The organism is Streptomyces sp. NPDC085932, assembly GCF_044540525.1.
Taxonomy (GTDB): Bacteria; Actinomycetota; Actinomycetes; order Streptomycetales; family Streptomycetaceae; genus Streptomyces; species Streptomyces levis.
In genome coordinates this window covers 660,814-682,596 of record NZ_JBITSJ010000005.1, presented here as the reverse complement: position 1 = coordinate 682,596, position 21,783 = coordinate 660,814, and the positions used below count along the sequence as shown (strand labels likewise).

Annotated in this window: 15 protein-coding genes; 10 read left to right on the top strand and 5 right to left on the bottom strand. The window is 73.9% G+C overall.

Features of this window, described 5'->3' with window-relative positions; genetic code table 11:
* Positions 1-40 precede the first annotated feature (40 nt).
* Positions 41-1,273, top strand: a complete 1,233-nt coding sequence (locus tag ACIGAQ_RS27140) for a DUF4032 domain-containing protein (protein WP_311678902.1) — start codon at positions 41-43, stop codon at positions 1,271-1,273.
* Position 1,274: 1 nt separating this feature from the next.
* Here ACIGAQ_RS27140 and ACIGAQ_RS27135 read toward each other — a convergent pair whose 3' ends face one another.
* Positions 1,275-2,168, bottom strand: coding sequence for a universal stress protein (locus ACIGAQ_RS27135; RefSeq protein ID WP_311678904.1), 894 nt, complete (start codon positions 2,166-2,168; stop codon positions 1,275-1,277).
* Positions 2,169-2,357: 189 nt separating this feature from the next.
* On the opposite strand from ACIGAQ_RS27135, the gene ACIGAQ_RS27130 reads away from it, so the two are divergent.
* From ACIGAQ_RS27130 to ACIGAQ_RS27115, 4 genes are all read left to right on the top strand, one after another.
* The gene (locus tag ACIGAQ_RS27130; protein WP_399787068.1) at positions 2,358-4,034 is read left to right on the top strand and encodes an FAD-dependent oxidoreductase; all 1,677 of its coding nucleotides are present in this window, start codon (positions 2,358-2,360) and stop codon (positions 4,032-4,034) included.
* Entirely contained in the window at positions 4,031-5,476 is a 1,446-nt protein-coding gene (locus ACIGAQ_RS27125) for an ATP-binding protein (protein ID WP_399787065.1), read from the top strand. The genes ACIGAQ_RS27130 and ACIGAQ_RS27125 overlap by 4 nt, the downstream gene beginning before the upstream one ends.
* Positions 5,473-5,826 carry a UBP-type zinc finger domain-containing protein gene (locus ACIGAQ_RS27120; RefSeq protein ID WP_311678907.1) on the top strand — a complete coding sequence of 118 codons (354 nt, stop codon included), beginning with the start codon at positions 5,473-5,475 and terminating at the stop codon, positions 5,824-5,826. The genes ACIGAQ_RS27125 and ACIGAQ_RS27120 overlap by 4 nt, the downstream gene beginning before the upstream one ends.
* An 87-nt stretch (positions 5,827-5,913) precedes the next feature.
* Positions 5,914-8,841: an AAA family ATPase gene (locus tag ACIGAQ_RS27115; protein WP_362285342.1), complete on the top strand. Its 2,928-nt coding sequence runs from the start codon at positions 5,914-5,916 to the stop codon at positions 8,839-8,841.
* A 51-nt stretch (positions 8,842-8,892) separates the two neighbouring features.
* On the opposite strand, the gene ACIGAQ_RS27110 is transcribed toward ACIGAQ_RS27115, so the two are convergent.
* The 4 genes from ACIGAQ_RS27110 to ACIGAQ_RS27095 are packed head-to-tail and all read right to left on the bottom strand — an operon-like array spanning position 8,893 to position 15,585.
* Positions 8,893-10,137 carry an SGNH/GDSL hydrolase family protein gene (locus ACIGAQ_RS27110; RefSeq protein ID WP_399787061.1) on the bottom strand — a complete coding sequence of 415 codons (1,245 nt, stop codon included), beginning with the start codon at positions 10,135-10,137 and terminating at the stop codon, positions 8,893-8,895.
* 41 nt (positions 10,138-10,178) lie between these two features.
* A complete protein-coding gene (locus ACIGAQ_RS27105) occupies positions 10,179-12,530 on the bottom strand; it encodes a glycosyl hydrolase family 95 catalytic domain-containing protein (RefSeq protein WP_399787058.1) in 2,352 nt (783 codons plus the stop codon).
* Positions 12,531-12,549: 19 nt separating this feature from the next.
* Positions 12,550-14,376 (bottom strand): alpha-galactosidase D, encoded by a 1,827-nt coding sequence (locus ACIGAQ_RS27100; RefSeq protein WP_399787055.1) that lies wholly within the window; start codon positions 14,374-14,376, stop codon positions 12,550-12,552.
* Positions 14,377-14,397: 21 nt separating this feature from the next.
* The gene (locus ACIGAQ_RS27095; RefSeq protein ID WP_399787052.1) at positions 14,398-15,585 is read right to left on the bottom strand and encodes an ROK family protein; all 1,188 of its coding nucleotides are present in this window, start codon (positions 15,583-15,585) and stop codon (positions 14,398-14,400) included.
* A 174-nt stretch (positions 15,586-15,759) separates the two neighbouring features.
* On the opposite strand from ACIGAQ_RS27095, the gene ACIGAQ_RS27090 reads away from it, so the two are divergent.
* The 5 genes from ACIGAQ_RS27090 to ACIGAQ_RS27070 all read left to right on the top strand — a co-directional run bounded on the left by ACIGAQ_RS27090 (position 15,760) and on the right by ACIGAQ_RS27070 (position 21,607).
* On the top strand, positions 15,760-17,214 hold the full coding sequence (locus ACIGAQ_RS27090; RefSeq protein ID WP_399787049.1) for a CAP domain-containing protein: 1,455 nt from the start codon (positions 15,760-15,762) through the stop codon (positions 17,212-17,214).
* A gap of 77 nt (positions 17,215-17,291) precedes the next feature.
* Positions 17,292-17,969: an AIM24 family protein gene (locus tag ACIGAQ_RS27085; RefSeq protein WP_311678919.1), complete on the top strand. Its 678-nt coding sequence runs from the start codon at positions 17,292-17,294 to the stop codon at positions 17,967-17,969.
* A 181-nt stretch (positions 17,970-18,150) separates the two neighbouring features.
* Positions 18,151-19,206 (top strand): tetratricopeptide repeat protein, encoded by a 1,056-nt coding sequence (locus ACIGAQ_RS27080; RefSeq protein ID WP_362285322.1) that lies wholly within the window; start codon positions 18,151-18,153, stop codon positions 19,204-19,206.
* A 146-nt stretch (positions 19,207-19,352) separates the two neighbouring features.
* On the top strand, positions 19,353-20,333 hold the full coding sequence (locus ACIGAQ_RS27075; protein ID WP_399787181.1) for a polyprenyl synthetase family protein: 981 nt from the start codon (positions 19,353-19,355) through the stop codon (positions 20,331-20,333).
* Between the two features lie 314 nt (positions 20,334-20,647).
* Entirely contained in the window at positions 20,648-21,607 is a 960-nt protein-coding gene (locus ACIGAQ_RS27070) for a threonine/serine dehydratase (RefSeq protein ID WP_399787045.1), read from the top strand.
* Positions 21,608-21,783 lie beyond the last annotated feature (176 nt).

The following is a 21,783-nucleotide window of genomic DNA, read 5'->3' as shown; positions in this document are numbered from 1 at the left end:
GTGAGGCGACGATCGGCGGCGAGACAAGGACACCCGGCGCATGGCACTGCAGATCAGCGCGACGAACCCGGAGCACCCCGCGCTCCTGCTGGAGCTGCCCTGGGACGTGCCCCTGGAGGACTGGCCGGAGGAGTACCTGGTCCCGCTGCCGCGTGGCATCTCCCGCCACGTCGTGCGCTACTCGCGCGCCGGGGACGAGGTGATCGCCGTCAAGGAGCTGGCCGAGCGGCCCGCGCTGCGCGAGTACGAACTGCTGCGCGACCTGGACCGGCTCGGCATCCCGGCGGTGGACCCGCTGGCCGTGGTCACGGGCCGCACCGACGCGGACGGCGCCCCGCTGGAGAGCGTGCTGGTCACCCGGCACCTGGGCGGTTCGATGCCGTACCGCTCGATGTTCGAGACGACCATGCGCCCGGCCACCATGCACCGGCTGATGGACGCGCTCGCCGTCCTGCTGGTGCGGCTGCACCTCGCCGGGTTCGCCTGGGGTGACTGCTCGCTGTCCAACACCCTCTTCCGCCGCGACGCGGGCGCCTACGCGGCCTACCTGGTGGACGCCGAGACCGGTGACCTGCACCCGCAGCTCAGCCAGGGGCAGCGCGAGTACGACCTCGATCTCGCCCGGGTCAACATCAGCGGCGAGCTGCTGGACCTGGAGGCCTCCGGGGCGCTGCACCCGTCGGTGGATCCGATCGAGTTCGGCATGGAGATCTGCGCCCGCTACCGCGGCCTGTGGGACGAGCTGACCCGCACGTCCGTCTACCCGGCGGGCAAGCACCACTACATAGAACGCCGCATCCGCCGCCTGAACGAACTCGGCTTCGACGTCGCCGAGATGCAGATCGAGCACGCCGCCCACGGGGACACGGTCACCTTCGTGCCCAAGGTCGTCGACGCGGGACACCACCAGCGCCAGCTGCTGCGGCTGACCGGTCTCGACACCGAGGAGAACCAGGCGCGGCGGCTGCTGAACGACCTGGAGAGCTGGATGGCCACCCAGGACGACTACGCGCCCGGCGATCCTCTCGGTGCCCGCCCCGAGGTACTGGCCCACCGCTGGGTGCGGGAGGTCTTCCGGCCGACCGTGCGGGCCGTCCCGCCCGAACTGCGCGGCTCCATGGACCCGGCGGAGATCTACCACCAGCTCCTGGAACACCGCTGGTACCTGTCCGAGCGGGCCCAGCACGACATCGGCCTCGACACGGCGGTCGAGGACTACATCAAGAACATCCTGCCGAAGGCGCGCAAGACGCTGCAGCCGACGGCGGAGTGAGCTACCGCTCCGCCGAGACGTGCGGCACCACGGCCACCGGGCAGTCCGCGTGGTGCAGCATCCCGTGGGCCACCGAGCCGATCCGGGCGCCCACGGCCGTACGGTGGGCGCGCCGGCCGACGACCATCAGCTGCGCCGTCCCGGCCACCGACAGCAGCACCTGGCCGGCGCTGCCCATCTCCACGTGCTCCTCCACCGGCACCTCGGGGAACCGCTCCCGCCAGGGCCGGACCGCGGCGGCCAGGGCCTTCTTCTCGTACGGCTCCAGGCCCCCGGCCTCGTCGAGCAGCTTCAGCGAGCCGGGGCTGTAGGCGAACACGGGCGGCAGGGTCCAGGCCCGGACGACCCGCACGGTCGCGCCGCGCGCGGCCGCCGTCTCGAACGCGAAGCGGAGCGCGTCGGCGCTGTCCTCCGGGTCGCCCTGCTGGCCCACGACGACCTCCCGCCCGGCCGCCTCGCCCGAAGGCTGGTCGCCGGCCCGGACGAGCACCACGGGCCGGGTGGTCTCCGCGATGACCTGCTGGCCGATCGAGCCGAGCAGGAAGCCGACGATCGGCCCGTGCCCGCGCGAGCCGAGGACGAGCAGCTCGGCGTCGGCAGCGGCGGCGACCAGGGTGTCGACGACCGGGGCCTGCACGACGTCGGTGGTCACCTCCAGCTCGGGGTGACGTTCGGTCACGGTCGTGACGGCCTCCGTCACGGCGCTGTGCACCCACTCGGCCTGGCTGTCCGCGTCCCCCTCGATCCCGGCCTCGAGCGCCTCCTGCGGCTGGAACCCCCAGGCGTGCACCACGCGCAGCGGACGGTCGCGCCGCACCGCCTCGCGGGCCGCCCAGCCGAGGGCCGCGAGGCTCTCCTGCGTTCCGTCGACCCCTGCGGTGATCGGGCGTGTCATCCGGCTGCCTCCTTGTGTAGGTCACTGGCGATGGTGATCAGTCTTCCCCAACCTCCGCGCCGGCCGGGCGCCGTGTGGCGGTGATCTCCGTATCCGGGCGTTCCGCGGCGATCGAACATACGATGGGCGAAGGTCGGCGCGGCGCCCGGGACGCCGTGCCGTGAGTCGACCGCCCGGTGTGGGGGACGTATGGCACAGGCCGCCGATACGGCGCGGACCGTCATCATGACCGTGGACGACGATCCGGGGGTCTCCCGGGCCGTGGCCCGGGACCTGAGGCGGCGGTACGGCGCGTCGTACCGGATCGTGCGGGCGGAGTCCGGCGAGTCGGCGCTGGACGCGCTGCGGGAGCTGAAGCTGCGCGGTGATCTCGTCGCGGTGATCCTCGCGGACTACCGGATGCCGCAGATGAACGGCATCGAGTTCCTCGAACAGGCGCTGGACGTCTATCCGGGTGCGCGGCGCGTGCTGCTGACCGCGTACGCGGACACGAACGCGGCGATCGACGCGATCAACGTCGTCGACGTCGACCACTACCTCCTCAAGCCGTGGGACCCCCCGGAGGAGAAGCTCTACCCGGTGCTGGACGACCTGCTGCAGGCCTGGCGGTCCAGCGACTTCCGGCCCGTGCCGGCCACCAAGGTCGTGGGGCACCGCTGGTCGGCGCGCTCCTCGGACGTGCGGGAGTTCCTCGCCCGCAACCAGGTGCCCTACCGCTGGTACTCCTCCGACGAGCCGGAGGGGCGGCGGCTGCTGGCCGCGGCCGGCGCGGACGGGCTGCGGCTGCCGGTCGTGATCACCCCGGACGGGACACCGCTGGTCGAGCCGGAGGCCGTCGACCTCGCGGCCCGGGTCGGCCTGGCGACCACCCCGACCGCGGACTTCTACGACCTGGTCGTGATCGGCGGTGGCCCCGCCGGGCTCGGCGCGGCCGTCTACGGCGCCTCCGAGGGGCTGCGGACGGTGCTGGTGGAGCGGTCGGCGACCGGCGGGCAGGCCGGGCAGAGCTCCCGCATCGAGAACTACCTGGGCTTCCCCGACGGCGTGTCCGGGGCGCAGCTCACCGACCGCGCCCGGCGGCAGGCCGCCAAGTTCGGCGCGGAGATCCTCACCGCGCGCGAGGTGACGGCCCTGGAGGTCAACGGCGCAGCCCGCGTCGTGCGGTTCTCGGACGGCTCGGCGGTCGCCGCGCACAGCGTGATCCTGGCGACCGGCGTCAGCTACCGGCAGCTCCAGGCGCCCGGCTGCGACGACCTGACCGGATGCGGGGTCTACTACGGCTCCGCCCTGACCGAGGCGCCCGCCTGCCAGGGGCAGGACGTGTACATCGTCGGCGGGGCCAACTCCGCGGGACAGGCGGCGATGTACCTGTCGCGGGGTGCCAAGTCGGTGACGCTGCTGGTGCGCGGCGAGTCGCTGACGGCGTCGATGTCGCACTACCTGATCCAGCAGATCGAGGAGTCGCCCAACATCCGGGTGCGTGCCCGCACGGTCGTCGAGGAGGCGCACGGCGACGGCCATCTGGAGCGGCTGACCCTGCGGGACGTGGACACCGGCGAGACGGAGCAGGTGGACGCGCAGTTCGTGTTCGTGTTCATCGGCGCCGCCCCGCTGACCGGCTGGCTGGACGGCACGGTGTTGCGCGACGCACGCGGGTTCATCCTCGCCGGGCCCGATCTGACCGCCGACGGCCGTCCGCCCGAGGGCTGGGAGCTGGACCGGCCGCCGTACCACCTGGAGACCAACGTGCCCGGCGTGTTCGTGGCGGGCGACGCCCGCTCCGAGTCCGCCAAGCGGGTCGCGTCCGCCGTCGGAGAGGGAGCCATGGCCGTGATGCTCGTCCACCGTTACCTGGAGCAGTCGTGAGCGGGGCGTGCCTGCCGTGCAACCCCGAGGAGATCGGGGCGCTGTTCCTGTTCGAGAAGCTCACGCCCGAACAGCTCGGGCGGCTGTGCGCCGAAGGGCGGGTGGAGCGGTTCGAGCCCGGCCCGGTGTACACCGAGGGTGACCCCGCCACCTGCTTCTACGTGATGCTGGAAGGCACGGTCGTGCTCTACCGCCGGGTCGGCGGGGACGACGTGGAGGTGAGCCGCACCTCCCAGCGCGGGGTGTACGCGGGCTCGATGCAGGCCTACCTCGGCGACCGGGTGCGGCAGGTCTACAACAACTCCATGCGCGTGACCGAGCCGACGCGCTTCTTCGTGCTGCCCGCCGACACGTTCGCGCAGATCATGCAGGAGTGGTTCCCGATGGCGGTGCACCTGCTGGAGGGGCTCTTCTTCGGTTCGAAGAACACCCAGCGGGCCATCGGGCAGCGCGAACGGCTGCTGGCGCTCGGCTCGTTGTCCGCGGGTCTCACGCACGAGCTGAACAATCCGGCCGCGGCGGCGGTGCGGGCGACCGCGACGCTGCGGGAGCGCGTGGGCAAGATGCGCCACAAGTTGGCGATCATCGCGCAGGGCTCGTACTCCCCCGAGGTGATGGCGAACCTCATCGACATCCAGGAGCGCACCGCCGAGCGCGTCGCCAAGGCACCCGTGCTGACTCCGCTGGAGGCCTCAGACCGGGAGGACGCGCTCGCCGACTGGCTCGACGACCACGGCATCCAGGACGGCTGGCGGATCGCGCCCACGTTCGTCCAGGCCGGACTGGACGTGGACTGGCTGGACCAGGTCGCGGCCGCCGTCGACGAGGAGATGCTGCCGAGCGCGATCGGCTGGCTCAGCTACACCGTCGAGACCGAGCTGCTGATGGACGAGATCAGCGACTCCACCACGCGCATCTCGCACCTGGTCGACGCGGCGAAGCAGTACTCGCAGCTCGACCGGGCGCCGTTCCAGAACGCCGACGTGCACGAACTCCTCGACAGCACCCTGCTGATGCTGTCGGGCAAGACGGGCCCGCGGATCAAGGTCGTCAAGGACTACGACCGTACGCTGCCGAGGATCCCGGCGTACCCGGCGGAGCTCAACCAGGTGTGGACGAACCTGATCGACAACGCGGTCTCGGCGATGAACAGCGCGGGCGGCGAAGGGACGTTGACCGTCCGCACGGCCCGGGAGCACGACCGGCTGCTGGTGGAGTTCCGGGACACCGGCGTCGGCATCCCGCCGCAGGACCGGGAGCGGATCTTCGACCCCTTCTTCACGACGAAGCCGGTGGGCGAGGGCACGGGGCTCGGCCTCGACATCTCCTGGCGGATCGTGGTCAACAAGCATCACGGCAACATCCAGGTGGAATCGGAGCCGGGCGACACGCGGTTCCAGGTGCTGCTGCCGCTGACGGCGGCCGAGGAGGAGTCGGAATGAGTGACGAGAACGGCATCGACCCGAGCGTGCCGCCGAGCGGCAGCGGGTGCGCGGAGTGCGACGCGGACGGAGGGTGGTGGTTCCACCTGCGGCGGTGCGCGCAGTGCGGGCACGTGGGCTGCTGCGACAGCTCGCCGGCCAAGCACGCCACGGCGCATTTCCGGGAGACCGGGCACCCGTTCGTGCAGAGCTACGAGCCGGGTGAGAGCTGGTTCTGGAGCTACGAGACGAACGAGCTGTACGAGGGCGGGCCCGAACTGGCCGCGCCGGTGAGTCATCCCGAGGACCAGCCCGCGCCGGGGCCGGCCGGGCGGGTGCCGGCGGACTGGGCCACGGTGCTGCGGGGGTAGCCCACGGCGTGCCGCCGGCCGTCGGCCGCGGGTCGTTCATGGTGGAGCGCGCAGGTGCCCGCGCGTCCGGAGAAGAAGGTTGGTCCAGTGCCGCAGGCTTCGTTCATCGCGCCGGTCGTCGGGAGGGAAGCCGAACTCGCGCGCCTCTCCGAGGTGCTGCAGGGGGCGCGCGCGGGTGAGGCGCGCGCCGTGCTCCTCGCCGGGGACGCCGGCGTCGGCAAGACGCGGCTGCTCGACGAGGCCGGGAAACGGGCCGCCGCGACCGGTATGACCGTGGTCGTCGGGCACTGCGTCGATCTGGGCGACGTCGGTCTGCCCTATCTGCCGTTCACCGAGATCCTGGGCGTGCTCGCCGCCGACGAGCGGTTCTCGGCCGCCGTGGCCGGGCATCCGGTCGCCGAGCGGCTGCTGGGGTCGGGGAGCGACGCCGTGCGGGACGTGGACGGGCGGTTGCGGCTGTTCGAGGGGATCGCCGGGCTGCTGGCCGAGGTCGCGGACGTGGCGCCGTTGCTGCTGGTGCTGGAGGACCTGCACTGGGCCGACCAGTCGTCCCGGGACCTGCTGCGGTTCCTGCTGGGGCGGGGCGTCCTGCGGCGGCGCCTGGCGGTGTTCGCCTCGTACCGGGCGGACGACCTGCACCGCAGGCACCCCCTGCGGCCGCTGCTCGCGGAGTTGGTACGGCTGCCGGCCGTCGAGCGGCTGGAGCTGCGGCCGCTGCCCGATCCGGAGGTGGCGCGGCTCGTGCGGGCCCTGGAGCGCCGGCCGCTGCCGGAGACCACGGTGCGGCGGATCGTGGAGCGGGCCGAGGGCAACGCCTTCTACGCGGAGGAGCTGCTCGCGGCGACGGACACCGGGGCCGGCGGGGTGCCGAGCGGGCTCGCCGACGTGCTGCTGATCCGCTTCGAGCAGCTCTCCGACACGGCCCAGCAGGTGCTGCGCACCGCGGCCGTAGCCGGGCGCCGGGTCGAGCACGACCTGCTGCGCGAGGCGGTCGGGCTGCCGGAGGAGGAGCTGGAGTCGGCGCTGCGCGAGGCGGTGGGGCGGCAGTTGCTGGTCGCCGGGGACGACGACACGTACTCCTTCCGGCACGCGCTGGCCCGCGAGGCCGTCTACGCCGATCTGCTGCCGGGGGAACGGGCCCGGCTGCACGGCGCGTTCGCGCGGCTGCTCGCCGGGCGCGGCCGCCGCGCCGAGAGCGCCGCCGAGCGCGCCCACCACTACCGGGAGAGCCACGACCTCGCCGAGGCGCTGGCCGCCTCGCTGGAGGCCGCCGACCACGCCCAGCGGGTGGGGGCGCCTGCGGAGGAGCACCGGCACCTCGAAGCAGCCCTCGACGTGTGGTCGGCGGTGGCCGCCGGGGACCGGCCGCCGGGTGCCGACCGGGTGACGCTGACGCTGCGGGCCTCGGCGGCGGCCGCGCACGCCGGGGAGCTGCACCGCGCGGTCTCGCTGACCCGGTCGGCGCTGACCCAGCTGGGCCAGGACGCCGACTCCGAGCTGGCCGCCCGGGTCCGCTACACCCTCGCCGGGAACCTGCTGAGCGTGGACAGCCTGAGCGCGGCGTTCGCCTACAGCAGCGAGGCGCTGGCGATGATCCCCGAGGAGCCGCCGTCGCGCACCTGGGTGTGGGCGGCGGCCACGCACGCCATGGCCGCACGTCACATCGGGGAGAACGAGACGGCGCTGCGGGTCGCCCGGCGGGCGCTGAGCGTGGCGGAGAAGCTGCGGGTGACCGACGCCCAGGCGGATCTGCTGATCTCCCTGGCCGTCTTCGACGCGGGCGGGCGGCGCGATCCCGAGGGCCGTGAGCAGTTGCTGCGGGCCCGGGAGCTGGCCCGCGGTTCCGGCAACGCGGCCGTGGAGTTGCGGGCCCTGTTCAACCTGGCGATGGGCTGTTACGAGTCGGGGGCGCTGGCGGAGTGCGTGCCCTGGCTGACGGAAGGGCTGGACCGGGCCCGGCGGGCCGGGCTGCTGTCGTCGCCGTACCCGCTGGAGATGCGGTATCTGCGGCTGCTGGTGCTGCAGGTGCTGGGCCGCTGGGACGAGTGCGTGGAGGCGGCGGCGGCCGACGCGGAGGTGCTGCCGGCGGCCGGCGGGTACACCGTCGGTCCGGCGCTGTACGTGGCCCTGGCGCGCGGTGACCGCACGGCGGAGCAGCGGGCGCGCGCCCTGCTGGAGGGGCCCTTCGACTGGATGGCGACCCTGGTGGCGGGGATCGTCCTCACCGACGCGGCGGCGCAGCGGCGTGATCCCGAGGAGGCGGTGCGCTGGATGCGCTCCACGGTGGCGGCCCTCACCGACGAGGCGGGCACCCGTCCCGATGTGACGGTCCGGCTCGCCGCCCTGGCGCTGTCGGCCGTGGCCGACGCGGCCGTGGAACTGCGGCTGGGCGGCGACGAGTCCGCCGCCCGCCGCTGGACGGACACGGCGGCCGAGCTGGTGGAGCTGGCCCGGGACGTCGCCGTGCGCGGTGAGGACGGCACTCCCCAGGGCCCGGAGGGGACGGCGTGGCTGGCCCGAGCCGAGGCGGAGGGGCTCCGGGCCGTCGCGGGGCCGGACGCTGAGGCCTGGGCCCGGGCGGTGGCGGCGTTCGGCTACGGCGACGTCTACGAGCGCACACGCTGCCGGCTGCGCCACGCCGAGGCCCTGGTGGCGGCCGGGCGCCGCGAGGAGGCGGCGGCCGAGGCCCGACTCGTGCGGGAGACCGCCGACCGGCTCGCGGCGGCACCGCTGCGCGAACGGGTGGACGCCCTGGTCCGCCGTGCCCGGCTGGCGGACGCCCCGCCCGCCGGTGACCGGGCGGGTGTGCTCACGGCGCGCGAGCAGGACGTGCTGCGGCTGCTCGCGCTCGGCCGCAGCAACCGGCAGATCGGCGAGGAGCTGTTCATCAGCGGCAAGACGGCGAGCGTCCACGTCTCCAACATCCTGGCCAAGCTGGGCGCGTCCAGCCGCGGCGAGGCGGTGGCGATCGCCTACCGGGAGGGCCTGATCACCCCGGAGCCGTCGGCGTCCTGAGAGCCGCCTGACCTGCCCGGGGGCCCGGCGTGGCGGACCCGGTCGTGCCTCTCATGGGCCGGTCCGGCAGTCCAGGCTCCTGAGATCGACGGCGTCGGCCATCGCCTGCATCCCCTTGTCGTTGGGGTGCACGTGGTCGCCGCCGTCGAAGGCCGGCAGGAGCCGCTCGTGATCGTAGGGGCTGCGCAGGACGCGGTCGAAGTCGGCGACGGCGTCGAACGTGCCGCTGCCGCGGACGAAGGCGTTGACCTCCCGCCGCACCGCTTCGCCCTCGGGGTCCCACTCCGGCCAGCCCTTGTACGGGGCGATCGTGGCGCCGACGACGCACTTCCCGGCCGCGTGCGCCCGCTCGGCCAGGGTCCTGTACCCGGCGACGAGTTCGTCGGCCGTGGGTGCCGGTTCGCCCTTGATGTCGTTCACGCCCTGGAACAGGAAGACCGTGCGCACACCCGGCAGCGACAGCACGTCCCGGTTCAGGCGGTTCAGGGCGCTCTGCCCGGGCCCGTCGGTGAGGACCCGGTTGCCGCTGAGCCCTTCGTTGGCCACGCCCTTGACGAGGCCGGCGCGGTCCTTCGCCAGGCGGCGGGCCAGATAGTCGGGCCAGCGGCGGTCGGTGTCGGTCGTGGACTGCCAGCCGTCGGTGATGGAGTCGCCGAGGACGGCCACGGCACCCGTCTTCCCGCGCGGCCGCACGGTGACGGCGTCGAGGTAGAACCAGGAGCCGGTGCGCTGCTCGAAGTGCGTCGCGCTCTCCTCGGCGCTGTGGTCGCCGTCGCCGGTGTACGACGTCTGCAGCGCCATCCAGTGCCCGGTGAGCGCGCCGCCCGCGCGCGCGACGTGGAAGCTGACGGCGAGCGTGCTCGCGGCGGGGACGTGCCCGGGCAGCGGGTCGCTGTAGCGGATGCCGCCGGGCGGGACGGTGACGGTGCGGGCGCCGTCGAAGGTCAGGCGCCGGTTGCTGCCGGGGACGAGGGCGGCCCCCTCCCGCTGGAGTCCGGCGTGGACGTCGTCGAACGTCACCGGCTGGTCGCCGAAGGCGTTGGACAGCCGCACCCGGAGGCCGCCCCCGCCGACGCTGGTGTGCACCATCAGCCGGTAGCTGCGGCCTTCGACGGCCTCGCCGACGCGGTCGGCGGTGGTGGCCCAGGTGACCACGCCGTATTCCGAGCCCGTCGGCGCGCCGGACGGCGGGTCCGACCGCTCGCCGGGGGGCGTCCGGGTCCCGCAGCCCAGTGCGACGCAGCAGGACAGGGCGGCCAGGGCGGCACGGCCGCGGGGGCGTGCGGTACGGGGCATCGGCGGTGCTCCTTCGGCCGGTCGGTCGCTTACGGGCGGTGTCACGGTGCGAGGTTCCGCAACGTCACGGAACCGCCGGGCGCGAGGCGGATCCTGCGGGTCGTTCCGCCGTACGTCACGGTGGTGGCGCGGCCGCCGACGCTGCGCACGGTGGCCTCGACGGGCCGGCCGTGCCGCCAGCTCAGGTCGAGGACGAAGCCGCCCCGCACGCCGGCTCCCCGTACGCTGCCCCGGTCCGCCCAGGCCTCGGGGAGGGCGGGCAGCAGTTCCACGTGTCCGGGCCGTGACTGCACGAGCATTTCGATCATGGCTGCGGGAGTACCCAGGTTGGCGTCGATCTGAAAGATGCCGCGGCCGCGTTCCACCTCGTAGATGTCGAACAGGTTGAAGGCGGTGCCGTTGGTGCCGCCGGTCGAGGGGCGGAGGTTGTTCTCCAGGAGCTGGTACGCCTTGCCGGCGTCCTTCAGGCGCGCCCAGCAGGCGCCGCGCCAGGCGTTGGCCCAGCCGAAGCTGTTCATGCCGCGGGCGGCGAGCAGGGCGGTGGCGCCGTCGAGGAGCTCCTTCGGTGTGGAGCCGTCGGGGCGGATGCGGTCGCCGGGGAAGAGGCCGACGAGGGGCGAGAGATGGCGGTGGGTGGTCTCGCCGAGGTTGTCCGGGGACATCCACTCCTCCAGCCAGCCGGTCTTCGGGCTGACCTCGGGCAGGTACAGGCGCTCGCGCAGGCCCGCGATGGTCTCGGCGTAGCCGGTGTCGCGCCGCAGTTCGGCCGCGGCGGTGCCGTACTGGCCGAACAGGGCCCACACCAGTTCCTGGGCGTAGGTGATGCCCTTGGCGTCGAGCGGCCCGTGCTCGGGTGACCAGTCGCTGTCGGCGATCAGCACCTCGCGCGACTCCCCGGGGAGGGTCGTGGTGAGCAGCCGGGCCTCCCAGAACTCGCAGGCGCCCTTGAGCAGCGGGTAGATCCGCTCCAGGTAGGCGCGCGAGGGCCGGTACTCGTAGTGCTCCCACAGGGTGGCGCACAGCCAGGCGTTGCCGGCCGGGTGCCACCACCAGCCGTTCCCGCCGTGCGGGTTGGTGGAGATGGCGACGGTCCAGCCGGCGTTCTTCCCGGTGGAGTTGCGGTAGCGGTTGCGAGGGTCGTTGAACAGCCGGCGGGTGAGGTCGGTCCAGGAGGGGAGCTGGGCGAGGCAGTAGTCGGTGAGCGCGTCGAAGCACTGCGGCAGACCGGCCCGGTCGGCCAGCCAGTAGTTCATCTGGATGTTGATGTCGGTGTGGTAGTCGCCCATCCAGTCCGGGTCGTTGCCGTCGAGCCAGAGCCCTTGTAGGCCCAGCGGGAGGCTGCCGCGGGACCCGGCGAGGGTGAGGTACCGGCCGTACTGGAGGTAGGCGGCTTCCAGTTCCGGGTCGGGGGCGCCGTCGCGGGCGCGGGCCCGGATCCGCTCCCAGGTGTCCAGGGAGCGCTGGTCGTCGGTCGAGGTGCCCAGGGTGAGGTCGAACTGCTCGAAGAGGTCGCGGTGGTCGGCGACGTGGGTGCGCAGGAGGGTGGCGGCGGAGTGCCCGGCCGCGGCCCGGACCTTGGTCCGGGCGAGGTGTTCGGGGTCGAGGGAGGGGTCGCGGTAGTGGGTGGCCGCGTCGGGCTTGTAGTTGGTGCCGCCGCTGACCACGACCGTCAGGTCGCGGCAGTCGGTGAACGCGATCCGGGTGCCGTCGACGCGGACCCGGCCGCCGCTGCCGTGGGCGGTCACGGCGGCCCCGTAGCGCAGCCCGCCCGGGAACGCTCCACCGAAGGAGACGCCCTCGCCCTCCCCGTGGGTGCCCTCGAGGACGACGGTGCCGCTGTGGCGGCCGCCTCCGCTCTGCGAGAAGTGCAGGACGATCACGTCGTCCGGGCGGCTGGCGAAGATCTCCCGGCGGTACGTCACTCCGGAGCGCGTGTAGGAACAGCTCACCAGGCCCCGGGCGAGGTCGAGGGTGCGCCGGTAGTCCGAGACGGCCGACAGGTCGTGGCCGGGCAGTTCCACGGTGAGGCGGGCGAGGAGGGTGAAGGAGCCGAATTCGTCGCGGCCGTAGGGGAACTGGCCGTCGGCGTCCAGGGTGTCGTTGAGGCCGCCGGTCCACATCGTGGCGTCGGTGATCAGCAGGAGTTCGCGGCCGGGGTCGTTGCTCGTGAGGGCGCCGAGGCGGCCGTTGCCGACGGGCAGGCCCTGCTCGATCATCGACGTCCCGTCGGCGGGTGCCCGCCACCACAGGGTGTGGCGGGTCTCGCCGGCGGGGACGGCCGACGCGGCGGGGCGCCGGGGTGCGGCCGTCGCGGTGTAGGCGGGCAGGGCGGCCAGGGCACCGGTCGCCGCGGCCAGGGCGAGCAGGCTGCGTCTGGGCGGGTTGCTGTCCATGGGGGTGCCTCCGTTCCGGTCAGGACGACTTCGGTACGTCGATGCGGTCGATGTCCGGTGCGTAGCCGGAACCGCTGTCGAAGGTGATCGTGTTGGTGCCGGCCTTGAGCGTGACGGGCACGCTGACGGTCTCGGCGGTGCCCCAGTCGCCCGTGGAGGGGAACTTGTGGGACGTGGCGCCGCCGCCGTTCGCGGAGACCTCGACCGAGCGGGGATCGCCGCTGACGTAGGCGACCTTCACCTGGTAGGTGCCGGGCCGGTCCACGACGACCTTCTGGAAGGTGAGCTTGCCGCCGAGGTAGAGGTTGCCGACCTTGCGCCCTCCGGAGCAGGCGGAGCAGTCGGCGGCCGAGGCGTTGCCGGAGAGGGTGTTGGCGGCGGACTCGGCCTCGTAGCCGGTGGTGGTGAGGGTGCCGCCGCGCGGGGTGACGGTGAACAGGCGGGAGCCGTGGGCGGGCAGGGCCTGGGTGATCCGGTCCTGGTAGCTGCCGAGGTTCTCGTGGTTCCACAGGTCGCGCACCGCCGCCTTGCCGGTGAGGCCGAGGGAGGCCCAGTGGGCGGTGACGGCGGCGGGCCGGTCGGCGAGGTTGAACAGGGCGACGGTCCAGCTGCCGTCGGGGTTCTTCGCCGCCCACACCTGCTGCGGGTCGGACGGGGTGACCGGACGCGCGGGAGGGGTCGCGCCCTGGTTGACGGCGATGACCTCGCGGTTGGTCAGCAGGGACAGGCCGTGGGAGTCGAGCCGGGTGAGGTCGTCGCCGGTGTACAGGGGCGACTTGGCGATGGCCCACAGGGTGGCGTAGCTCTGCCGTTCGGCCTTGGTGAGGCCGTCCATCTCGCCGTTGCCGACGTCGAGGGAGTCGAGGTCGTTCCAGCCGCCGGGTCCGGCGTGCCGGGTCCAGCCGGGGGCGTCGTCCCAGCGGTCGTCGACGGAGTTCTCCCAGCTGACGAGGGTGTTGCAGTAGCACTCGACGTCGGTGTCGATGCGCCAGCCCTGGGAGTACTTCTTCCAGTCGGCGACCCGGCCGATGTCCAGGGACCAGGACAGTTCCAGGTGGATGGGGCGGCCGGTGGCGGCGATGGCCTTGTTCCAGGCGGCCACGTCGGCAACGTTGTCGTAGCGGTCGCCGCTCTTTCCGGAACCGGGTCCGACGCCGTCGAGCTTGAGGAAGTCGTAGCCCCAGTCGGCGAACATCTTCGCCTGGGAGTCGACGTACTTCTGCGCGCAGGGGTCGGAAAAGTCCAGCTTGTAGGCGCTGTCCCAGCCGTTGGTGGTGCGCAGGTCGCCGTACACGATGTCGGCGGTGGTGCAGCCCTCGGCGTCCAGGACGGGGACCTTGCCGTCGCCGTAGGCCTCCTTCTCCAGGCCGACGGGCAGGTAGATGCCGGCCTTGAGGCCCTTGGCGTGGAGGTGGTCGGCGACCGCCTTCATGCCGCGCGGGAAACGGATCGGATCGGCCTGCTGGCGGCCGTAGCGGTCGAAGCCGGGCTTCCAGTCCTTGTCGCGCCACCAGCCGGCGTCGATGTTGACGTACTCGTAGCCGTACTTCTTCAGCTTGGCGGCGAGAGCGTCGGCCTGCTTCAGGACGTTGGCCTCGGTGAGCCAGCTGTAGTCGCCGTCGGGGTTGAGCCCGGGGTACTTGGAGGACTGCATGCTCCAGCTGGACCAGCCCATGTAGGGCTTGGCGGCGAGGGGCGCGGCGGGGGTGGTTCCGGTCGTCGCGGACCGGGCGGTGCCGGCCCCGGCGGGTCCGGGCAGGGCCGTGACGGCGCCTGCGGCGAGGGCCAGCACCACGAGGGCCCTGAGGGCGCGTGCGGGCAGGGCGGAGTACGAGGATGACCGCATGGGCCGTACCTCCTGGGTCGGTCAGCGGCTGGGCCGCTGGTCGTCGGCTCGGATGAAGGACTGGATCGCGGTGGCCGCGGCCCCGCGGGCCCACTGCTCGAAGGGCAGCGGGCGGGTCTGGACGTCGCACCGGGCGGCGGAGCCGAACGCGGCCGCGGCGAAGGCGTCGCGGATCTGCTCGGCGAACAGGTCGTAGGCGGCGAGGCCCTCGCCGGAGATGATCACGCGTTCGGGTCCGAGGAGGTTGGCGACGGTGGCGATGCCGCGGCCGATGGCCTCACCCGCCCGGGCGTACACCTCCCGCGCTCCGGTGACGCCCCGGTGGGCCAGTTCCAGGGCGTCGGCGGTGTCGGCCACCGGCAGGCCCGTCGCGTCAGCGACCTGGCGGACGATGGCGGCGTCGCCCGCGAGGGCCTCCACGCAGCCGCGGTTGCCGCAGTGGCAGGGCGGCCCGGCCGGGTCGACGGTGACGTGCCCGATCTCCCCGGCGACGCCGTGCGCGCCGGCGACGACCCGGCCGTGCACGACGAGGCCGCAGCCGATGCCGGCGCCGACGGTCACGACGGCGAAGTCGGACAGTCCGGCCCCGGCGCCGAACCACTGCTCGGCGACGGTCAGCGCCCGTACGTCGTTGTCGACGGTGACGGGCAAACCGGTGGCGGTCGAGGCGAGTTCGGCGAGGGGCACGTCGCGCCACTCCAGGAACGGCGAGTAGCGCACGGCACCGGCGGCGCGGTCGACGTCCCCCGAGACGGCGATGCCCAGGCCCAGCACCGCCGCGCCGAGACCGTGCGCCTCGCTCAGCAGGTCCTGGACCACGGCGGTGAGGGCCTGAAGGACGGATTGTGGGTCCGGGCCGGACAGGGGCACGTGCCGGGAGACACGCATCCGGCAGCACAGGTCGGTGAGCACGCCGATGATCTCGTCGCCGGTGACCTTGGCCCCGATGAACAGCGCCCGGTCACCGTTGACCCGCAGGGGGTTGGCGGGCCGGCCGAGGGTCGGCCGCGCCTCCCCGTCCGTGTCCTCCGCCAGGTAACCGGCCTCGATCAGCGGCCGCACCGCCTTGGTGACGGCGGCCGGCGACAGCCCCGCCCGGCGGGCGGCCTCCAGCCGGGTGAGCGGGCCGTGGGACAGCACGGTGGTGAAGACCTGGGACGCGGCCGGGGTGTTCACCGGGAACGTCTCGGCGCGGCGTGACGAGTGCATGACCGGAACGTAAGGGGGTTATTTTCCGCTGTCAATAAAAGAAGCAGAGATGAGAGAAGCAGGGTTCCCCCGCAACGGGTCGCCGGCGGCAGGCCGTTGTCCGCGGCGAGGGGGAACTCCGCCGGGCGCCGGGCCGTTTCAGGGAGGGGCGGCACGACGAGGGCGGGGGGCGTGATGACCGAGTTGGTCCCCGGGGGGAACGTGGCATTGCCGGACGGTGCGGTGACCGTCCGGGTACCCGGCCCGTTCGACGTGTCCGCGCTGGTCACGGACGACGGCGGAAAGGTCCGGGACGACGGCGACTTCGTCTTCTACAACCAGCCCTCGGCGCCCGGGGCCCGGCTGCGGGGCGACACGCTGGTCGTCGACCCCGCGGAGCTGCGTCCGGGCGCGACCCGCGTCACCGTCGCCGTGAGCCCCGCCGATCCCGCCACCGCCCTCGGTGCCCTGCCCTCCCCCACCCTGCACGTCACCGACGCCCGGCGCCGCGCGCTCGCCCGCTTCACCCCGCCGCGCGCCGGGCAGGAGGAGGTCCTGCTGCTCGCCGAGCTCTACCGGCGCGGCGACCGCTGGAAGCTGCGCGCCCTGGGGCAGGGCTACGCGGACGGACTGGCGGGGCTCGCGCGGGACTTCGGCGTGGAGGTACTGGACGGGACACCGGCGCCGGACGGCCCGCCACAGCCGCCGTCCCGCCCGGGCCTGCCGGGGCCGGACGGCCCACCGGCGAGGACGCCCCACCCGGACCGGCCGGGGCCGGCGGCGGGCTCCACCCCGACGTCACCGTCCGCCCGCGCGGCGGACTCGGCCCCGCCCACGCACCGTCCGTCCGCCGCCCGCTCCCCCGCCGTCCCCGACCCCGACGGCTTCCTCCCGCTGGTCAACTCCGCTCGCGACACCGCCGGTTCGCCGCCGGTCTCCCTTGACAGCCGTCTCGTCGCGGCGGCCCGGGAGCACGCCGCCGCGATGGCCGCGGCCGGGCGTCTCGGGGTGGAGACCCGGGACGGCGTCTCCGTCTACCAGCGTGTGATCGACGCCGGGTACGCGTACCTCACGATCGGTGAGCACCTGGTGTCCGGGCCGCGTACGGCCGCCGAGTTCGTCGCGTACTGCCTGCGCGCGGACGCGTCCCGCCGCAGCGTGCAGGAGCCCGCGTTCCGGCACGCCGGGGTGGCGCACGTCCGCGACGGCCGCTCCGGCGACACCTACTGGACCGCCCTGTGGGCCGCGCCGCTCACCCCGGCCGGGCTGGAGAGCACCGCGCAGACCGTCATCGACCTCACCAACCGCGCCCGCACACGGGCCGGGCTGCCTCCGCTGGCCGCCGACCCGCGGCTCACCGCCGCAGCGCAGGCCCACAGCGCGGACATGGTGGCCCGCGCCTTCTACGCGCACACCGCACCCGACGGCAGCCGCCCCCGGGACCGGGCCGCCGCGGCGGGCTCCACCCAGCGGACGATCGGCGAGAACATCGCCTGTGGCCAGCGCTCCCCGGCCGACGTGGTGGAGGGCTGGATGAACAGCCCCGGCCACCGGGCCAACATCCTCGGACCGGACTTCACCCACATCGGCATCGGTCTCGCCGGCGGCGGCCGGGCGGGCACGTACTGGACCCAGATGTTCGGCGGCTGACCCGCGTCACCGTGCTCCACCCCGGGCCCGCACGCGCGATCTTGGCGGAGGGAAACCCTCCGGGCGAGGATGCCCGCATGAAGGGTGACCTCTTTTCCAGCGAACACATGGCACAGCCGGCCGTCGCGGCGGGCATGACGATCGAGAACACCAAGTGCGTGCGGTACACGGTGAACGGCGAGATGCTCGCCCGGCAGGGCGCGATGATCGCCTACCGCGGCAACCTCCAGTTCGAGCGCAAGGGCCAGGGCGTGGGCGGCATGCTCAAGCGCGCGGTCACCGGTGAGGGACTGCCACTGATGGCGGTGCGCGGGCAGGGCGAGGCGTGGTTCGCGCACGAGGCGCAGAACTGCTTCATCGTCGACGTGGAACCGGGCGACGAGTTCACGGTCAACGGCCGCAACGTCCTCTGCTTCGACGCCACGTTGTCCTACCGCATCGCCACCGTGAAGGGCGCGGGCATCACCGGCGGCGGCCTGTTCAACAGCGTCTTCACCGGCCACGGCAAACTGGGCCTGATCTGCGAGGGCAACCCGCTCGTCATCCCGGTCTCGGCGCAGTACCCGGTGTACGTGGACACCGACGCGATCGTCGGCTGGACCGCGGGCCTGCAGACCTCGCTGCACCGCTCCCAGTCCATCGGCTCGATGCTGCGCGGCGGCTCCGGCGAGGCCGTGCAACTGCTGCTCCAGGGCGAGGGGTACGTCGTCGTCCGGCCGAGCGAGGCGACCCCCCAGAAGCCCGGCCAGCACTGAGACCCCGCTGATTGCCTGTCAGGTGATCTGCGCCTCACAGGCAACCCGGTCCGTTCCGCCGACGTCTTGATCGGCAACAGGTGATGCCCTGGCCCCCGGGCCAGGGCAGGTTTCCACCCCCTATACACACCATGTATACGCACTGGGTATACATGAGGCGTATACGGACCGAAAGGCATCGATGTACGGCAAGGCATTCGCCCCCGAATACCAGGGCGCGCTCACCACCCTGTCCGTCAACTCCTCACTGACCGACGTCCTGGCCGCCGGTACCGAGCAGTTGAGAGCGGCCGAGCGCGCGGGCGAGCCCGCGGAGGCGGCGCGCTCCGGCCTCGCGGTGGCCGAGGCGCACCGGCGGCTGGGCCGGGTGCAGGACGCTGACCGGGCCTGGAAGGCGAGTTACCGCGCCGCCCGTCAGGCGGGGGACGTGGCGGCGATGGCCTGGGCCCTGTGGAGCGGCGGGACCCTGGCCCGGCAGCGGGGGGCATTCCCGCTGGCCCGCCGGCTGCTGCAGCTCGCGGCCGACCTCGGCGAGCGCGGCGGGGACGTCGTCGTCCGCGGCTACTCGCTCGCGGGCCTGGCCGAGACCGGCCGCATCCAGGGCGACTACGAGGCCGTCGGACGGCTGCACGAGCAGTTGCTCGCCGAGGCCCGCCGGCGCGGAGAGGCCCGGCACACCGTCTGGGCGCTGGAGGGCATCGCGCAGATGCACCGCAACTCCGGCGACTACGACACGGCCTACGAGCTGTTCGAGGAGGCCGCCGGGATCGCCGCAGGCGCGGACGACCGGCGGGGCCACGCCTGGGCGTTGCGCGGGCTGGCCGACGTCGTCTCGGCGCGGGACGGGGACACCGAGCGGGCCCTGGAACTGCTGACCGAGGCGGAGGGCACGTGCCGCGCGATGCGGCTGTCGAGCGCGCTGGCCTACAACCACAAGATGCGGGGCAACGTCCTGTACCGGGCCGGGCGGTACGCGCAGGCGCGGGAGCTCTACGAGCAGGCGCTCGCGGAGTTCCGGGAGATGAGCGAGCCGCGCGGGGAGGCGCTGTCCCGCCTCGGCCTCGCCAAGTCCCTGGCCCGGCTGGGCCGCGACCGCGACGAGACGGCGGCCGAACTGGCCGACCTCGCCGGCACCCTGGAGCGGATCGGTCTCCGGCACGCCCACGCCATGGTGGCCCGGGCCTACGAGGAACTCGGCATACCGGCGGACACGAAGGCGACGGAGGCGGCGCTGTGACGGCACTGCCGACGGCGGCGGGGGTGGTACGGCCGGGCGGCACGGCAGGGCGGGACACCGAGACGACCGGCAGGGACGGGCGGACGGACCGGCACGGCACGACCGGGACGGAACCGGGCTCCGGCGCGGGCGACGCCGCGCGCACCCTGGACCGCTGCCGCGTCCTGGTCCGGCCCGCTCTCGTCGAGGCCGTGGGGCGGCTGCACCCCTGGGTCGCCGAGATGGCCGGCTACGCGTTCGGCTGGTGCGAGGTCGGCGGTGCGCCCGTGGCCGCCTCGGGCGGCAAGGGCGTGCGGCAGGCGCTCGCGGTGCTGGGCGCGGAGGCGGCCGGGTCGCCCGGCCGGGCCGGGGTGCCCGCGGCCGTGGCGGTGGAACTGGTGCACACCTTCTCCCTGCTGCACGACGACATCATGGACGGCGACACCGACCGCCGCCGCCGTCCGGCCGTGTGGAAGGCCTACGGCACGGGTCCCGCGGTCCTGGCCGGCGACGCCCTGTTCGCGCTGGCCGTCGAGACGCTCGCGGCGCAGCCGGGCGGCTTGGGAGCCGTGCGGGCGCTGTCCGTGGCGCTGGGCGACCTGGTGCGGGGCCAGGCGGACGACCTGCTGTTCGCCGACCGCCCCTGGACGGGACCCGACCGGGTGCGGCCGGAGGAGTACCGGGTGATGGCGGAGCACAAGACGGGCGCGCTGCTGGGGGGCGCCGCCGCGCTGGGCGCCCTGCTGGGCGGTGCCCCGCCCGGGACGGCCGAGGCACTCGACCGGGCGGGCCGGCACCTGGGGATCGCCTTCCAGATCGTGGACGACGTCCTGGGCATCTGGGGCGATCCCCGGGTCACCGGCAAGCCGGTCCACGGCGACCTGCGGGAGCGGAAGAAGACCTATCCGGTGCTGGTCGCGCTCGACTCGCCGAGGGGCGACCGGCTCGCCGCGCTCCTGCGGTCGGGCCATGACCTCGGCGCCGCGGCGGCGCTGATCGAGCGGGCGGGCGGCCGGGCGGCGGCCCTGGCGGAGGCCCGGCGCCACGTCACCGCCGTGGAGACGGCACTCGAGGCCGTACCCCTGACCCCGCGCGCCGCCGCCGACCTGCGCTCACTGCTCGGCTTCCTGATCCGACGCGACCTCTGAGCCACCGCACACGCGCGACCCAGGGGGTGCCGGCCCGACGCGACCTCTGAGCCACCGCACAGGCGCGACCCAGGGGGTGCCGGCCCGACGCGACCTCTGAGCCACCGCACAGGCGCGACCCGGGGGCGCCGGCCCGGCGCGACCACCAGCCGTCGGAGCGGCGCGGCCCCGAGCCCTCGGTCCGGCGCGTCCGGTCCGGATCCCGCCGGAGCGCGGTGGTTCACCGTCCGGGCACGGCGTTGACCCGGGCCCCCTCGTCGGGTGAGGGTGCCGGTCGGCGCGTTCCGCGACCCCGCGCCGGAGGGAGAACCGCAGTGATCGGCATCTCGGAGATCGAAGCCGCGGCGGAACGGATCGCCGGGCACGTCGTGCGCACCCCGACCTTGCCCAGTCCGGGTCTGTCGGCGCTGCTCGGCGTCCCGGTCACCGCGAAGCTCGAACTGCTGCAGCGCACCGGCTCGTTCAAGGCGCGCGGGGCGACGGCGAAGCTGCTGTCGCTCAGCGAGGCGGAACGGGCCGCCGGGGTGGTCGCGGTCAGCGGCGGCAACCACGGGATCGCCCTCGCGGTCATGGCCGCCGCGCTCGACGTGAAGGCCACGGTGGTCATGCCGCGCTCCGCGCCCGCCCGGGCCGCGGAGATCGCGGAGGACTCCGGCGCCTGCGTGCGGCTGACCGACGACATGGACGGCGCGTTCGCGCTCACGACCCGGCTCCAGCAGGAGGGGCTGACCCTGGTCCACCCCTTCGACGACCCGGTGGTGGTCGCCGGGCAGGGCACGGTCGGCCTGGAGTTCGCCGCCGACGCGGGCGAGCTCACCGACGTACTCGTCAGCGTCGGGGGCGGCGGCCTCATCGCCGGTGTCGCCGCCGCGTTGCGGGCGCACCGGCCCGGGGTGCGGGTGTGGGGCGTGGAGACCGAGGGCGCGCAGGCCATGTCCGAGGCGCTGGCGGCGGGCGGCCCGCGGCCGGTCGCCCTGTCCTCGATCGTCTCCACCCTCAGCGCGCCGTCGGTCTCCCGGCTGACGTACGACCATGTGTCCGAGCTGGTCACCGAGGTGCTCGTGGTCCCGGACCGGGAGGCCGTGCGGGGCTGTCTCGACCTGGCCGACCACGCCAAGCTGTGGACCGAACCGGCTGCCGGCTGTCTGCTGCCCGCCGCCCGGCGGGTGCTGGAACGGGTCGGGGACGGGGCCCGGCTCGGTCTCGTGGTGTGCGGAGGCAATGCCACCACGGGCGACATGATCGGCTGGTCCCGGCACTTCGGCCTGCGCTGAGCATCGGGGCGCTCTCGGGGAATCACCCGTTCGAATTCATCGGAGGGGTGGTGAGTTCGAACCCCGGACACCTCGGTATTTACCCCCGGTTACCCCGAGGCCGGCCGGGGTGAATACGGAACTGCCGAGGTGAGCGCCCCGCAGAGCCCGAAAGACCGTTTTCCCTCGCACACTTG

Coding starts and splice junctions, on each gene's coding strand:
- ACIGAQ_RS27080 (WP_362285322.1), top strand. CDS start 18,151: ATGTACGGCAAGGCATTCGCCCCCGAATACCAGGGCGCGCTCACCACC.
- ACIGAQ_RS27140 (WP_311678902.1), top strand. CDS start 41: ATGGCACTGCAGATCAGCGCGACGAACCCGGAGCACCCCGCGCTCCTG.
- ACIGAQ_RS27095 (WP_399787052.1), bottom strand. CDS start 15,585: ATGCACTCGTCACGCCGCGCCGAGACGTTCCCGGTGAACACCCCGGCC.
- ACIGAQ_RS27085 (WP_311678919.1), top strand. CDS start 17,292: ATGAAGGGTGACCTCTTTTCCAGCGAACACATGGCACAGCCGGCCGTC.
- ACIGAQ_RS27110 (WP_399787061.1), bottom strand. CDS start 10,137: ATGCCCCGTACCGCACGCCCCCGCGGCCGTGCCGCCCTGGCCGCCCTG.
- ACIGAQ_RS27105 (WP_399787058.1), bottom strand. CDS start 12,530: ATGGACAGCAACCCGCCCAGACGCAGCCTGCTCGCCCTGGCCGCGGCG.
- ACIGAQ_RS27135 (WP_311678904.1), bottom strand. CDS start 2,168: ATGACACGCCCGATCACCGCAGGGGTCGACGGAACGCAGGAGAGCCTC.
- ACIGAQ_RS27130 (WP_399787068.1), top strand. CDS start 2,358: ATGGCACAGGCCGCCGATACGGCGCGGACCGTCATCATGACCGTGGAC.
- ACIGAQ_RS27120 (WP_311678907.1), top strand. CDS start 5,473: ATGAGTGACGAGAACGGCATCGACCCGAGCGTGCCGCCGAGCGGCAGC.
- ACIGAQ_RS27100 (WP_399787055.1), bottom strand. CDS start 14,376: ATGCGGTCATCCTCGTACTCCGCCCTGCCCGCACGCGCCCTCAGGGCC.
- ACIGAQ_RS27090 (WP_399787049.1), top strand. CDS start 15,760: ATGACCGAGTTGGTCCCCGGGGGGAACGTGGCATTGCCGGACGGTGCG.